The organism is Desulfonispora thiosulfatigenes DSM 11270, assembly GCF_900176035.1.
Taxonomy (GTDB): Bacteria; Bacillota; Peptococcia; order Peptococcales; family Desulfonisporaceae; genus Desulfonispora; species Desulfonispora thiosulfatigenes.
In genome coordinates this window covers 86,933-100,879 of sequence record NZ_FWWT01000022.1, presented here as the reverse complement: position 1 = coordinate 100,879, position 13,947 = coordinate 86,933, and the positions used below count along the sequence as shown (strand labels likewise).

Here is a 13,947-nt window from a genome sequence, read left to right as displayed (position 1 = left end):
ATTACTTACGGTTACTTTCATATTCATAGTCTTTTCTTAAAGGGTGGCCTTCAAAATCATCCCAAGTCAGGATCCTAACTAAGTTAGGATGATTGTTAAATTTAATCCCCATTAAGTCATAAGCTTCTCTTTCATGCCAATCAGCTGTGTCCCATAAAGAAGTCATTGAATCAATTTGTGGATCTTCATGACTTAATTTAGTTTTTACTGTTAAATGTATATTTTCAGTAAAACTAAATAATTGATAAATCATTTCAAAATACTCTTTATAATCAACACTTGTTACATCAACTAAAAAGGTATAGCCATTATCTTTTAAATAGTTCATTATTTCAGTTATATCCGAACTCTCATTTAAATATATTTCATTTAATTTTTCTTCATGAAAGTTAATTTTTTCAGAATATGATTCTAATAATTCTTTAATATTATTCATCTTTTTTCACCTTTGCTTTATCCGGATTGTTTATTTTTTCTTTGATTTTAAGTAATCCATCAATCAAAGCCTCTGGCCTTGGAGGACAGCCTGGAATATATACATCCACAGGGATAATTTTATCGGCTCCAGCTACAGTAGCATATGAGTCTATAAAAGGACCTCCTCCTACTGCACAATTACCTAATGCAATTACCCAACGTGGTTCTGGCATTTGATGATAAAGCATTTCAACTGTAGGAGCCATTTTTTTTGTAATTGTTCCCGCAACAATCATTACATCAGCTTGACGAGGTGAGTTTCTAAATACCTCATAACCAAACCGTGACATATCAAATCTTGATTGCGTCGAACATATCATTTCTATCGAGCAACAGGCTAAACCAAATTGAAAAGGCCATAATGACCATCCTCTAGCCCAGTTAAAAAGCTTATCAAAAGTGGTAAGCAAAATACCTTTTTTTTCTAGCTCTTCCTGCGACATTAATTCATCATTTTTTACAACCATTCAAAAGCACCTTCCTTCCAGGCATATAGAAAACCAATAATCAAGATACCCAAGAAAATACACATCTCTACAATTGCAAATAAACCTAACTTTTGAAAAGAAACCGCCCATGGATATAAAAATATAGTTTCTACGTCAAATACTAAAAAAACTAAAGCGTATAAAAAATAACTAATTCTAAATCCAACCCATGCTGTACCTTGGGGCTCCATACCACACTCATACGTTGTTAATTTATCAGGATAAGGTCGATGATTCTGTAACAATCTTGCTAATACTACTGCAATAGCTCCAAAAGCTAATCCTCCAATAAATAATATACCCACTATTCCATATTCCATTAACAATTAATCCCCCTTTCTATTATTAGTTATTACCTAAGTAGAGTAAAATATTAATTACTTTATAATTAAATTAATTCTCTACCATTGAATTGTACACAAATATAGATTTAAAGTTTATCTATGTAAAAATTAAACTTATGATACTTATATAAATCTATACATACATTATAACTAAAAACAGCTAATTATTGCTATTATTATGTTTGATAATTACTATAACCCTGAACTTATACTTAGGTTTATATTCAATAGTACAAGGGTATTAATTAAAGATACTCATCTGATTAAAAAAAATTAACCCCTGTTATTTTAGACTTTTAATAACAGGGGCAAAAGAATCTCTATGAATAGGACAAGGTCCATATTTTTTTAAAGCTGCTAAATGTACGGCTGTACCATATCCCTTATGCACTTTAAAACCATATTCAGGATATATTTTATCGTAATTCTTCATTAATTTATCACGATATGTTTTAGCTAAAATAGATGCTGCTGCAATAGAAGCACTATTAAGATCACCTTTAATAATTCCTTTTTGAGGTAATGTAATTAAAGGATTAGCCTCTCCATCTACTAACACGAAGTCTGGACTAACCTTTAAGGAATCTAAAGCTGTTTTCATAGCATGTCTAGTAGCTTCTAAAATGTTTAGTTTATCTATTATTTTTTCATCGACTAATGCTACCGACCAAGCTATTGCTACATTTTTTATTTCTTCAGCTAACATGATTCTTTTCTTTTCACTTACTTTTTTTGAATCATCTAGCCCTTCTAACAAAAAAAAAGGAGGTAATATGACTGCAGCAGCTACTACCGGACCAGCTAAAGGACCCCTACCTGCTTCATCAATACCCACTATTTTTTTGAAATCTCCGCTATATATGCTTTTTTCAATTTTCCACAACTTTTTCAATCTTTCTTTTTCTAATAAATCTTTTTCTAAACTCTTTCTTTGTTTTTGCACTAATTTACCTACCGATTTTCTTTTATCTTGGGATAATTCTTTTAATAAAGATTCCATATCCCCCTGGAAAGAATTAATGTATTTTTCGATTTCAAGTACAGTTAATTTATCTGTATCCATATTTACTCCTTCACTGGCCTTTCTAATGATATTTTCCCTATTTTACCATCCCTAAATTCCGTAACCAGGATTGAGCAAATTTTAGAATAATCTACTTCATTTCCTTTTCTAATACATCCTCTATTTCTACCCATTTTTTCTAAGATTTCCAAAGGTGTCTTTTCTATATCTTCAAGGGATAATTTATAGCGTTCACTAAGTAAACTTGGATATCTACTAACCAGTTCTCCAATAAATTTTAAAGCTACCTGTTCAAAATCAAAAACATCATCATTAATTGCTCCTGTAATAGCTAATTTAAAGCCAACTTCTTGATCTTCAAATTTTGGCCATAGTATACCAGGGGTATCTAATAATTCAATATCCTTTCCCATTCTTATCCATTGTTTTCCTTTTGTGACACCTGGTTTATTACCTGTTTTAGCAACTTTACTTCCTGCTATCTTATTTATTAAGGTGCTTTTTCCTACGTTTGGTATTCCAACAATCATTGTGCGTACAGTTTGTTTAATAATTCCTTTAGCTGCTTGTTTTTCTCTTTTCTCTTGAGTCAAATCGTATAAATTATTTTGAAGTACTTTTAAAACACTAGTTCCGCTATCGATACTATTACATTTTAAAGCTTTGTATTCACCTTTGTGATCAAAGTAATTTACCCACTCATTTGTAATATTATTGTCAGCTAAATCTGCCTTATTCAGGATAATTATACGTGGTTTTTTTATCACTAACTCTTCAAGTAAAGGATTTCTACTACTTTGCGGTACCCTTGCATCCACTATTTCAATTACTACATCTACTAATTTTAAGTTTTCCGTAATTAAGCGTCTTGTTTTAGCCATATGGCCTGGAAACCATTGAATGTTCATTAGTAAACTCCTCCCATTCTGTCTAAAGGCCAATAGGTAAACCTTGCTTTTCCAATTATTAAGTCTTTATCGACAAATCCCCATACCCTACTGTCGCTACTATGGTTTCGATTATCTCCAAGCATAAAATATTGATCTTTTGGTACATTTGTTGGTCCAAAGTCTTCAAATAATAATCCATCTGGTAGATATGATTCTTCTACTAAAGCATCATTTATATACAGCTTACTATCTTTAATCTCTATTTTTTCACCTGGTAGTCCTATTAATCTTTTAATATAACTTAATTTTTTATCGTATGGATATTTAAAAACAATTATTTCTCCTCGCTCTGGTTCACTTAATTTATATGAATATTTGGTAACTAAGATTTTATCATTAATTTGTAATGTTGGTTCCATCGACCCAGATGGGATGTAATAAAATTGAAATACAAAAGTTTTTATTAATAATGCTAAAATAATTGCAATAACTATTGATTCAAAAAAATCTTTTAATGACAATTCCTTTTTTGCTTTCATATTTCCTCCTTGCGCCTATAAATAAGTTATACAAAAAGGGACTGAATACTCAGTCCCTAATGATTATCTACGTAAATCTTTAATTCTAGCTGCTTTACCAGATCTTTCTCTTAAGTAATATAACTTTGCTCTTCTTACACGACCTCTACGTAAAACAGTTATTTTGTCAACACGTGGAGAGTGTATAGGGAAACAACGTTCTACAGCAACACCATAAGCCACACGGCGTACAGTGAAAGTTTCTGTTAATCCAGCGCCTTTTACTTTAATTACAACACCTTCAAAAGCCTGAATACGTTCTCTAGTTCCTTCGACTACTTTAACGTCTACTCTAACAGTATCTCCTGCTCTAAACTCAGGAACATCTTTCTTTAACTGTTCAGATTCTATTGCTTTAATAATATCCATATTTGCTACCTCCTCCCACAAGATGTTCTTACCTTACTTTTATATTAAGATAGAGGACCATCTGTATTCCAACACTGAGAATTATATCATATAACTAAAGCTGCTACAAGTATTACCACCATTTTTCTCCACAGAGTCTATCTATAATTATCGCTACTGCACTTCTAACAGAAAGATGATTATACTCCCCTACTCCATAAATAGGAGTTAAACAAAAATCTGCCTTTTCCATTTCTTCTGCTGTGATTCCCCAACCTGTCCCAAATAGTATTAAATAATTAATATCAGTACTTTCTATTTCATTTCTTAAATCTTTATAATTAATGGAATTGTGATATATTTTAGCATCAGTTACAATAACCTTTAGCTCGCCTGGATATTTATTTAGAATTTCAGCTTTCGCACTTTCAATGCTTTCCGTTAAAGTAACATTTTCTAAAGCCATTTTACGATCAGGATTATATTCACCGCCATATCCCGTTTGCCAATAATCAATAATTTCCTTTGTTATCTTTTGTTGATTTTCTAAAGGATGAATAATATAGTATTTTTCAAAATTAAAAGTTTTACAAGTTCTAGCAATATCATGAATATCTAGGTTTGTTATAGAGGTTACAATTACTTCTTTATTTTTATTATGTACAGGATAATGAACTAATCCTAAAAACAATCTCCCCATTCTACTTTTCCTCTTTCTTTATTTCTTCTAAAAATTTTTTATCTTCTTTAGTAAATTGAAAATTCATTAAAAGTTCAGGTCTTCTTTTATAAGTTCTTCTTAAAGATTCTTTTCTTCGCCACTTCCTAATATGTTCATGATTACCAGAAAGCAAAACTTCAGGTACTTCAATATCTCTAAAAACCCTAGGTCTTGTATATTGAGGATATTCTAGGAGTCCCCCGAAAAAGGAATCATCTTTAAAAGAATCTTCTTCTTTAATAACGCCAGGAATTAAACGGGCAATCGCATCAACCATCGCCATTGCGGGAATTTCTCCACCTGTCATAACAAAATCCCCTAATGAATATTCCTTAGTAACATAACTTCTAATACGTTCATCGAAGCCTTCATAATGGCCACAAATAAAGGTTAAATTCTTCTTTGTGGCTAATAGGTTTGCATCTTCTTGTTTAAATGTCTTTCCTTGAGGTGTTACCAAGATAATTTCTTGATTATTATTCTCTAAGTCTAAATTATTTTCTAAAGCGTTAACTATTGGTTCAGGCTTAAGGAGCATTCCTGCTCCACCACCAAAAGGATAATCATCTACTGTATTATGCTTGTTTTCAGAGTAATCTCTAAAATTTATGACTTTTATCTTTAAAATTTCTTTATCTCTAGCTTTTTTGATTATACTGGTGGTCAGAGGACCTGTAAACATTTCAGGAAAAATTGTTAATATCTTTATATCCATAATTAATTCTCCTTTTAACCTGACGAAAGTCATACATTTGCAGTTCTAGAATTCAGGTGGAGTAGAAGAATCTCCACCTGAATTCTAGAACTTGCTTCAATCTAAGAGTCCCTCAGGTAAATCTACCAGCATCCTTTTTTCTTCTAAATCTATTTTCTTTACAACTGTTTTTAAAGCAGGTATTAAAATTTCTTTTTTATCCTTTTTAACAATATAAACATCATTGCTACCGGTTTCGATTACATCAGTAACTCTACCTAGAAAATTGTCATCTTCATAAACATTTAATCCAATTATTTGAAAAATAAAAAACTGATCTTCAGGAAGCAATACTAACATATCTTCAGAGATAACTAGATAAAGTTTAATCAAATTTTTAGCTTTATCAACATCATCTATCTCTTTAAATTTAATTAACAGACAGTTTTTATGATAATTTATAGTTTCAATATGTACTTTATCTAAACCGGCCTTACTTTCTAAATATACATACTCTAAATCTTCAAAACGCTTAGGATTATCAGTTAATGGATAAATTTTCAATTTACCATCAATACCATGTGTTGCAATAATTTGTCCTATTTTTATCATCATTTCACCTTGTTTTTTAGTATTTATATATATTATTACATTATTGTCTTATTTCTATGATAACATTATCTTTAATTATAATTTCTCTTGTAAGTAATTTATCTATATTATCTCCAACTTGGAGAGTTACTGGACTATTAATTGTTCCTTGCACTATTTCAGTTTTATTTTCTAAATTACTGATTTCTTTTAATTTTTCTATGTATTCTTGTCTTTTAACATTCTTATTTTCTTGTTCATTATAAAGTTTTTCTTTTACAATATCAATCCGTGGATGGTTCTGCTCACTTAAGTCACTTATCACATTCTTTATTTTGAAACTAAGTAAATTAATTTCATTATCTAAGTTTTTAATTGTATTTTGCAAATCCAAAATCAATTTATTTTTATAGTTATCAGTAACAATTTGTTTTAACACTACTTTGGTAATAACAGTTAATTCCTTCATTAGAAACTCTCCAAACAAACAAAAATATGGGGCTGAAATCAGCCCCTATTGTACTATCTCTACTACAACCTTTTTACCTTCCCTAGCTGCAGCTGCTTTCACTACTGTACGAATAGCTTTAGCAATTCGTCCATTCTTACCAATAACTTTTCCCATATCACGAGAGTCAACTTTAAGTTCGATAACAACAGACTTTGCTCCCTGATTTTCACTTGTTTCTACATTTTCAGGATAATCAACTAAAGATTTAGCTAAGTGTTTTACTAACTCTTTCAATCGTTATACCCCCAAACTAAATGCTAGTTATTAAAAACTCCAGCTTTTTTAAATAAAGCTTTAACTGTATCAGAGGGCTTAGCACCTTCATTTATCCACTTTTGAGCTTTTTCTGCATCTACATTAATAATAGCAGGATCTTTAGTAGGGTTATATGTTCCTATTTCTTCAATGAAACGTCCGTCTCTTGGAGAACGAGAATCAGCGATTACAATACGATAAAAAGGATTCTTTTTTGCACCCATTCTTTTAAGTCTAATTTTAGTTGACATTTACTTCACCTCCTTTTAAAAATTAATTATTACATAAACGGCAATTTAAATTTAGCCTTTTTACTTTTGCTCATTCCAGAAAATTGTTTCATTAATTTTTGAGTTTGATCAAACTGTTTTAAAATCCGGTTAACCTCTTGTACCTTTGATCCAGAACCTGCTGCAATTCTTTTACGTCTACTCCCATTAATTAAGGAAGGTTTTCTTCTTTCTTCTAGAGTCATAGACTGAATAATTGCTCTAGCTCTATCAAACTCTTTTTCATCTAACTGAAGTCCTTTGAGTTTTCCTTTATTCATCCCAGGCAACATTTCCATTACTTGATCTAAAGGACCCATTTTTTTCATTTCTTGCATTTGATCTAAAAAGTCTTCCAGAGTGAATTCAGCTTTTTTTAGCTTTAATTCCATTTCTTTTGCTTTTTGTTCATCAAAACCTTCTTGAGCCTTTTCAATTAAGGTTAAAACATCTCCCATACCCAAAATACGAGAAGACATTCTATCTGGATGAAAAGGTTCTAGAGCATCTAATTTTTCACCCATACCTACAAATTTAATTGGTTTACCAGTAACAGCCTTAACAGAAAGGGCTGCCCCGCCCCTGGTATCACCATCTAATTTAGTTAACACTACTCCTGTGATATCTAAAAGTTCATTAAATCTTTCAGCTACATTGACGGCATCTTGACCAGTCATAGCATCTACTACTAATAGTATCTCTGTAGGATTAACTATTTTTTTAACTTTTACTAATTCTTCCATCAGCTCTTCATCAATATGAAGTCTACCTGCTGTATCGATAAGTACTACATCATTTCCATAGTGCATGGCATGATCTAGTGCAGATTTTGCTATTTCAACCGGATTTGTTTTATCTCCCATACTAAAAACAGGCATTTCTAATTGTTCACCTAAAACTTGTAATTGTTTAATAGCTGCTGGTCTATAAATGTCACAAGCTACTAATAAAGGTCTTCTGCCTTGTTTTTTAAGGTAATTCGATAATTTACCTGTAGAAGTAGTTTTACCAGAACCCTGTAAACCCACCATCATAATTACTGTAGGAGGTTTAGAGGACATATTTAATTTACTTGTTTCTCCCCCCATTAATGAGGTTAATTCATCGTTAACTATTTTGACTACCTGTTGTCCTGGAGTTAAACTTTCTAAAACCTCTTGACCAACAGCACGATCATTAATATTATTAATAAAATTTTTAACAACTTTATAGTTTACGTCTGCTTCTAATAAGGCAACCCTTACTTCTCTTAGGGCAGCTTTTAAATCAGTTTCTGAAATTTTGCCTTTGCCTTTTAATTTTTTGAAAACTCCTTGCAGCTTTTCTCCTAATCCTTCAAAAGCCAAGGTAAAACCCCCTAAAATTATATTTAACCATCTTTTAATACTGAATGAATTATTTGTTTTAGTTTACCTAATTTATCAGAATTATTTTCTTGTTCGATGTTATTAATTATATTTAAAGCATTCACAAGTTTGTCATTTGTTTTAATGAATTTACTGGCTAAATGTAACCTATCCTCATAATCGTATAAAATATTTTCTGACCTTTTTAAAATATCATATACTGCTTGTCTAGAAATGTTTTCTTCCTGCGCTATTTCAACTAATGATAAATCATTATGGTAATATAAATCGAAAACAAATTTTTGCTTTTCTGTTAATAGTGCTCCATAAAAATCAAATAATAAACATAAAAAAGCTCTTTTTTCAATTATCTGCGTCATTTTAATTCAGCCACACTTTCTAAAATCATATTCATTATGTAGCCTCGTCAAGTGATCTCCCTTAACGCTTTTTTCATATTACTAAGATTTAAAAGATTTGTCAAGGGTAAATACTTAACAAATTATAATTATTGCTGCTAACTTAATTACATAAAATACCTGTGCTTATAATTATCTAGACTTAATTTCATAAAGACACAAAAAATAAAGTGATGAACATATTATGTATAATATATTCATCACTTTTATACTAATTTATTTTGCAAAATATTAATGATGTCCATTTAACTTAATAATTAGACTCAATATTTTGACTAATCTGATAATTGTTTAGCTTTTATTATTTTAAATTTTCGATTCTGATATCACCGAGCATCAGCTGATCTTGCTCATCTTTTGTTAAATTCACTCTCTTAGATTGGTAAATATATAGCACTGCACCCATTAATATCCAAAACCCTAATAAAGTGAATTCTAGCGGTGTTAAAAAGGCTGGCATCCCTGGTACAATTAGTAATATTAAAAGTATCACTGAAAATGCAAAGCCTAAGAAAAACCAAAACTTATTTGCTTTTGTCGTAAGATGAGGGTAGTTTTTAGCAAGTAACCAAGCAGCTAAACAGGTATATCCATATCCCAATGAATTTCCTACCGCTGCCATATTCACTATCCAAAGCACTACTTGACGTCCGATCCATGGAAAGAATAAAGAAAGAACAGTTATGAATATTATGGCATTACCTGGAGTACCAAACTTTGGATTAACCTTTGCAAACCATTCTGGAAGAATTTTTGCTCTGCCCATACTAAATAAAATACGTGTACTAGATAATAATTGACCATTAATTCCTGTTCCCACTCCCATCGTTACTGCAATAACTAGGCAAATTAACCCTAACATTCCTAAACTCGTTTCTGTAGTAAATCCTGTATACCAAGGCACATCCTTATTAATTAACTCCTGCCACGGAATAACTACTGCTGTTGAAAAACACATTGCAAGATACATTAATAGCCCTGCTAGGATCGCAAACACTAATAAGCGAAAGGTTTCTTTATGATCAAAGTTAAATTCTTCTGATGATTGTGGAATTGTATCAAATCCGCAAAATGCCCAAGGTGTAATAGCTAACACTGCACCAATACTTGCAAAGATACTTTTATTGGCTGCAAAGAAAGGCTTTAAATTGGTAATAGTTGACCCATCATACATTAAAGCTCCTGCTGTTATAATTAATATCGTGCCCACCATTAAAAAAATCATCGCCATTTGCATATTACCAACTTCTTTTATTCCACGATAATTAAGTATTCCAAATCCAATAATTAAGGCACTTGCTAATAAAATTTCCCCTAGATATATATCCCATCCTGCAAAATTATATAAATAAACCTTGGAAAATAAACCAGGTGCCACAAATTTACCCACTAGTGCTAAAGCTGTTGCATTTAAAGGAACAATAGATCCATAGGCCAATACTAGACCCCAACCAACAATAAAAGCATGTGGTCTACCTAATACTCCATATGCATAAGCTGCTGCTCCTCCAGCTATAGGAATCTTTTCAACCATAAAACCATAACTACGACTGATAACAAGCATAAACAGTCCACCAAGGGTAAATCCAATTAAAATACCTCCTGGACCCCCTAGTTTTAGCCATTCACCTGGTAAAACAAAAGCACCAAACCCAATAATTGTACCTAACGCAATTGACCAAATAGCTACAGGTGATAGATTTTTCGTTAATTCAGATCTATTTTCTTGCATTTAATCCCTCCTCTTTAAAAATATTCCTTTTATTGATATAAATATAGCACCCAAATTGCTTTTTACAGTATTTTGGGTGCTAATAAAGAGAACTTAGAGCCAATTAATTAATAAAACTTACAATTAACTGTCTTTTCCTAAAATAGTAGGAATGTATGCATATAAAGCTGGAGATCCACCAGTATGTACGAATAAAACATTTTCACCTTTTTTAAATACGCCCTTACGAATAAGACCTATTAAACCTGACATAGCCTTACCTGTATATACAGGGTCAAGTAGGATACCTTCAGTTTTAGCTAATAAATTAACAGCCTCAACCATTTCATCAGTTGGTAAAGAATAACCAGGTCCAACGTAATCATCATAAACTACTACTGCATCACGAGGAATTTCTTGATTGATTCCTAATTTAGCTGCTACTTTCTTTGCAAGATTATAGATTACTTCTTCTTGAACGTCTTTTTTACGGTTAACACCAATACCTGTAATAGGAATATTCATGTTATTACCGATAAAACCGGTTACTAAACCAGTATGAGTTCCTGCACTACCACTTGGAGTTACAAGGTGATCAATTTTTAGACTTTTTTCAAATAATTGAGTAGCAATTTCTTCAGCACATGAAACATAACCTAATGTACCGATTTCATTTGATCCACCACCAGGGATAATATAACCTTTTCTACCTTCTTTAGCTAATTCATCAACGATTGTTTGCATTTCTTTCATTAAATCTGTTCCACCGGCAACTACTTTAGTAGATTCAACTCCTAAAAGGTTAAATAAGAAGTTATTTCCACTTGCATCCGGACTATAACTATCTGCAACTCTTTCTTCTAAGACTAATCTACATTTCATACCTTCTTTTACAGCTGCTGCTAGTGTTAAACGACAATGGTTAGATTGCACAGCACCGCAGGTAATAAGGGTATCTGCACCTTGTTCTAACGCATCCGCTACTAGAAATTCTAATTTTCTTGTTTTATTACCACCAGAAGTTAAGCCTAACATGTCATCTCTTTTCATATAAATATTAGGACCACCTAGAGCTTTTGAAAAATTCTCTAGTTTTTCGATAGGAGTAAAACCCTCTGTATATCTTCTTCTTGGAAATTTAGCTAAATTCATATTTATTCTCCTTTTTATTTGTAATATATTAATATAAAACTTAAATTTAATATTTAATTGTAAATTTTATATTCCTAAAACTAAGCAAATATAAACAACAGCTTCACTTTATTAATTTAACGCCTTAGTTACAATTACTTCTGAAATAATATCAGCTGGGTCATATAGATAAATTGGTAAGTTTTCTTGATCACAAAAGGCCATCGGTAGCTCAGTACAGCCTAAAATAACAGCTTCAGCACCTAATTCCATGCAATGATTAATAATTTCATCTGTATAACTTCTAGCTTCTTCATATTTACCAGCCTTGATTTTGGCGATAACGTCTAATACTTTTTCTTGATAAGCTTCTGAAGGTAATACTAGCTCTATCCCTGTTTGATTTAATGCTTTATCATAAAGTCCCGTATATATATTTGCTTTAGTAGCTAGTAAAGTAACCTTTTGTACCTTTTCCTGAAGCAATACCTTTACCGTCTCATCAATTATATTTAAAACTGGAATATTAACTGCTGCTTCTACATCCTTAAAATAATAGTGAGCTGTATTACAGGCAATTACTAAAAAATCTGCTCCTGCTTTTTCTAAATTTTTTGCCATTTCTACCATCATGGGACCTGAGCTTTCGGCATTTTCCATAATTGCTTTAATCCTACAAGGTATATGAGGATTATTATCAGCAATTACTCTGATGTGATCTTGTTCGACTTTAGCTGGAGTTTTTTTAATAATTTTCATCATAAGATCCACCGTTGCTTCAGGTCCCATCCCACCAATTATCCCCAGAGTTTTACTGGACACACTATCACTTCCTCGTAAAAGCGTCTTATTTAATTATTTCTTTTCATAATTTGGAACTGGATAGTTACATTTTACTAATCTCTTATCAATAGATGCCTTGTGTCCCATCATACCTTCCATAGCACAAGAAAGAGAACAATATGGTGCTACATATTTAAGACCTTCTGCAGTTGATTTTTGATAAGTTAAGGTTTTTAAGAACTTTCCAACCCATAAACCACCCGTATAACGTCCTGCTTTTCTTGTTGGTAAAATATGATTTGTACCAATACCTTTATCTCCAAGGGCTACGGTTGAATATTCTCCTACAAATAATGAACCATAATTTGTTAAGTTTTCAAGAAGCCATTCATCCTGCTGGGTTTGGATTTCTACGTGTTCACTAGCATAAAAGTCTGAAAGCTCTGCAGCTTCTTCAATGCTATCTACAACTATTACCTCACCATTATTATCCCAACAAATTTTAGCGATTTCTCCAGTTGGTAATTCACTTATTTGTTTCTCAACTTCTCTAATAACCTTATTTGCAAAATCTTCTGATAAGCAGATTAATACTACTTCAGATTCAACACCATGCTCAGCTTGAGCTACTAAGTCAGAGGCAACTATTTCAGGATCAGCACTATCATCAGCGATTACTAAAGCTTCAGATGGACCTGCTATTTGATCTATTCCTACCTCACCGTATAATTGTCTTTTTGCTTCAGCTACAAATTTATTGCCTGGTCCAACAATCATATCTACTGGTTTAATGGTTTCCGTACCAAGTGCCATTGCTACTACCCCTTGAACTCCACCCAAGCAATATACTTCCGTAGCACCTGCTGATGCCATAGCATAAATTGTATTCTTTGGCACCTCGCCTTTAAAAGGAGGGGTTACAGATACAACCCTTTTTACTCCCGCAACTACAGCAGGAGTGATACTCATATTAGCAGAAGCCACGATTGGATAGCTTCCACCTGGTACATAAGAACCAGAAGAATTTAAAGGAACTGTTTTTTGACCTAAAGCCACGCCTGGAAATAATTCCACTTCAAAATCTTTAATCATTTCATATTGCTTTTGAGCAAAACGTCTAACAGATTCTTGGGCAAAATTAATAGTTTGTTTGTCGATATCAGATACAGTTTTACTTACTTTTTCAAGTTCTTCCTTTGACATTAAGAAAGATTCAGGTGACCAGTTATCAAATTGCTTTGAGTACTTTCTTACTGCTAAATCACCATTTTGGCGAATATCCTCAATAATTTTAGCTACCGTTTCTTGAACCTCAGCACCAGTTTTCTTCACTTGTACGTTTTTTTCTTTGATATACCTTTTCATAA

At 31.9% G+C, this 13,947-nt stretch carries 19 protein-coding genes; all 19 read right to left on the bottom strand.

All coding sequences use genetic code 11. The features are described from left to right. Position 1: 1 nt before the first annotated feature. Positions 2 to 436 carry an NADH-quinone oxidoreductase subunit C gene (locus B8965_RS09355; protein ID WP_084053932.1) on the bottom strand — a complete coding sequence of 145 codons (435 nt, stop codon included), beginning with the start codon at positions 434 to 436 and terminating at the stop codon, positions 2 to 4. Then, entirely contained in the window at positions 429 to 944 is a 516-nt protein-coding gene (locus B8965_RS09350) for an NADH-quinone oxidoreductase subunit B (protein ID WP_084053931.1), read from the bottom strand. The genes B8965_RS09355 and B8965_RS09350 overlap by 8 nt, the downstream gene beginning before the upstream one ends. After that, the gene (locus tag B8965_RS09345) at positions 935 to 1,291 is read right to left on the bottom strand and encodes an NADH-quinone oxidoreductase subunit A (protein WP_084053930.1); all 357 of its coding nucleotides are present in this window, start codon (positions 1,289 to 1,291) and stop codon (positions 935 to 937) included. Before B8965_RS09345 ends, B8965_RS09350 begins: the two co-directional genes overlap by 10 nt. Positions 1,292 to 1,592: 301 nt before the next feature. Further along, positions 1,593 to 2,372: a ribonuclease HII gene (locus tag B8965_RS09340; RefSeq protein WP_084053929.1), complete on the bottom strand. Its 780-nt coding sequence runs from the start codon at positions 2,370 to 2,372 to the stop codon at positions 1,593 to 1,595. Positions 2,373 to 2,374: 2 nt separating this feature from the next. Further along, the gene (ylqF, locus tag B8965_RS09335) at positions 2,375 to 3,241 is read right to left on the bottom strand and encodes a ribosome biogenesis GTPase YlqF (RefSeq protein ID WP_084053928.1); all 867 of its coding nucleotides are present in this window, start codon (positions 3,239 to 3,241) and stop codon (positions 2,375 to 2,377) included. Next, positions 3,241 to 3,762, bottom strand: coding sequence for a signal peptidase I (lepB, locus tag B8965_RS09330; RefSeq protein WP_084053927.1), 522 nt, complete (start codon positions 3,760 to 3,762; stop codon positions 3,241 to 3,243). Before lepB ends, ylqF begins: the two co-directional genes overlap by 1 nt. A gap of 63 nt (positions 3,763 to 3,825) precedes the next feature. Continuing rightward, complete coding sequence (gene rplS / locus B8965_RS09325) at positions 3,826 to 4,170, bottom strand: 50S ribosomal protein L19 (protein ID WP_084053926.1); 345 nt, start codon at positions 4,168 to 4,170, stop codon at positions 3,826 to 3,828. Positions 4,171 to 4,282: 112 nt separating this feature from the next. Next, the gene (locus B8965_RS09320; RefSeq protein ID WP_084053925.1) at positions 4,283 to 4,849 is read right to left on the bottom strand and encodes an RNA methyltransferase; all 567 of its coding nucleotides are present in this window, start codon (positions 4,847 to 4,849) and stop codon (positions 4,283 to 4,285) included. 1 nt (position 4,850) lies between these two features. Beyond that, positions 4,851 to 5,585, bottom strand: coding sequence for a tRNA (guanosine(37)-N1)-methyltransferase TrmD (gene trmD, locus B8965_RS09315; RefSeq protein WP_084053924.1), 735 nt, complete (start codon positions 5,583 to 5,585; stop codon positions 4,851 to 4,853). Positions 5,586 to 5,681: 96 nt separating this feature from the next. Then, on the bottom strand, positions 5,682 to 6,179 hold the full coding sequence (gene rimM / locus B8965_RS09310) for a ribosome maturation factor RimM (protein WP_084053923.1): 498 nt from the start codon (positions 6,177 to 6,179) through the stop codon (positions 5,682 to 5,684). A gap of 37 nt (positions 6,180 to 6,216) precedes the next feature. Further along, on the bottom strand, positions 6,217 to 6,624 hold the full coding sequence (locus tag B8965_RS09305; protein ID WP_084053922.1) for a YlqD family protein: 408 nt from the start codon (positions 6,622 to 6,624) through the stop codon (positions 6,217 to 6,219). A gap of 45 nt (positions 6,625 to 6,669) precedes the next feature. After that, entirely contained in the window at positions 6,670 to 6,900 is a 231-nt protein-coding gene (locus B8965_RS09300; protein ID WP_084053921.1) for a KH domain-containing protein, read from the bottom strand. A 23-nt stretch (positions 6,901 to 6,923) separates the two neighbouring features. Then, positions 6,924 to 7,172, bottom strand: coding sequence for a 30S ribosomal protein S16 (gene rpsP / locus B8965_RS09295; protein ID WP_084053920.1), 249 nt, complete (start codon positions 7,170 to 7,172; stop codon positions 6,924 to 6,926). Between the two features lie 29 nt (positions 7,173 to 7,201). Further along, complete coding sequence (ffh, locus tag B8965_RS09290; protein WP_084053919.1) at positions 7,202 to 8,536, bottom strand: signal recognition particle protein; 1,335 nt, start codon at positions 8,534 to 8,536, stop codon at positions 7,202 to 7,204. A gap of 23 nt (positions 8,537 to 8,559) precedes the next feature. Next, positions 8,560 to 8,916: a putative DNA-binding protein gene (locus B8965_RS09285; RefSeq protein WP_242941973.1), complete on the bottom strand. Its 357-nt coding sequence runs from the start codon at positions 8,914 to 8,916 to the stop codon at positions 8,560 to 8,562. A gap of 340 nt (positions 8,917 to 9,256) precedes the next feature. Beyond that, positions 9,257 to 10,687, bottom strand: coding sequence for an APC family permease (locus B8965_RS09280; protein WP_084053918.1), 1,431 nt, complete (start codon positions 10,685 to 10,687; stop codon positions 9,257 to 9,259). Between the two features lie 123 nt (positions 10,688 to 10,810). Continuing rightward, positions 10,811 to 11,818 carry a D-cysteate sulfo-lyase gene (gene cuyA, locus B8965_RS09275; protein WP_084053917.1) on the bottom strand — a complete coding sequence of 336 codons (1,008 nt, stop codon included), beginning with the start codon at positions 11,816 to 11,818 and terminating at the stop codon, positions 10,811 to 10,813. Positions 11,819 to 11,929: 111 nt separating this feature from the next. Then, complete coding sequence (cuyB, locus tag B8965_RS09270; protein WP_084053916.1) at positions 11,930 to 12,619, bottom strand: cysteate racemase; 690 nt, start codon at positions 12,617 to 12,619, stop codon at positions 11,930 to 11,932. A gap of 33 nt (positions 12,620 to 12,652) precedes the next feature. Next, a complete protein-coding gene (hisD, locus tag B8965_RS09265; protein ID WP_084053915.1) occupies positions 12,653 to 13,945 on the bottom strand; it encodes a histidinol dehydrogenase in 1,293 nt (430 codons plus the stop codon). Positions 13,946 to 13,947: the final 2 nt, after the last annotated feature.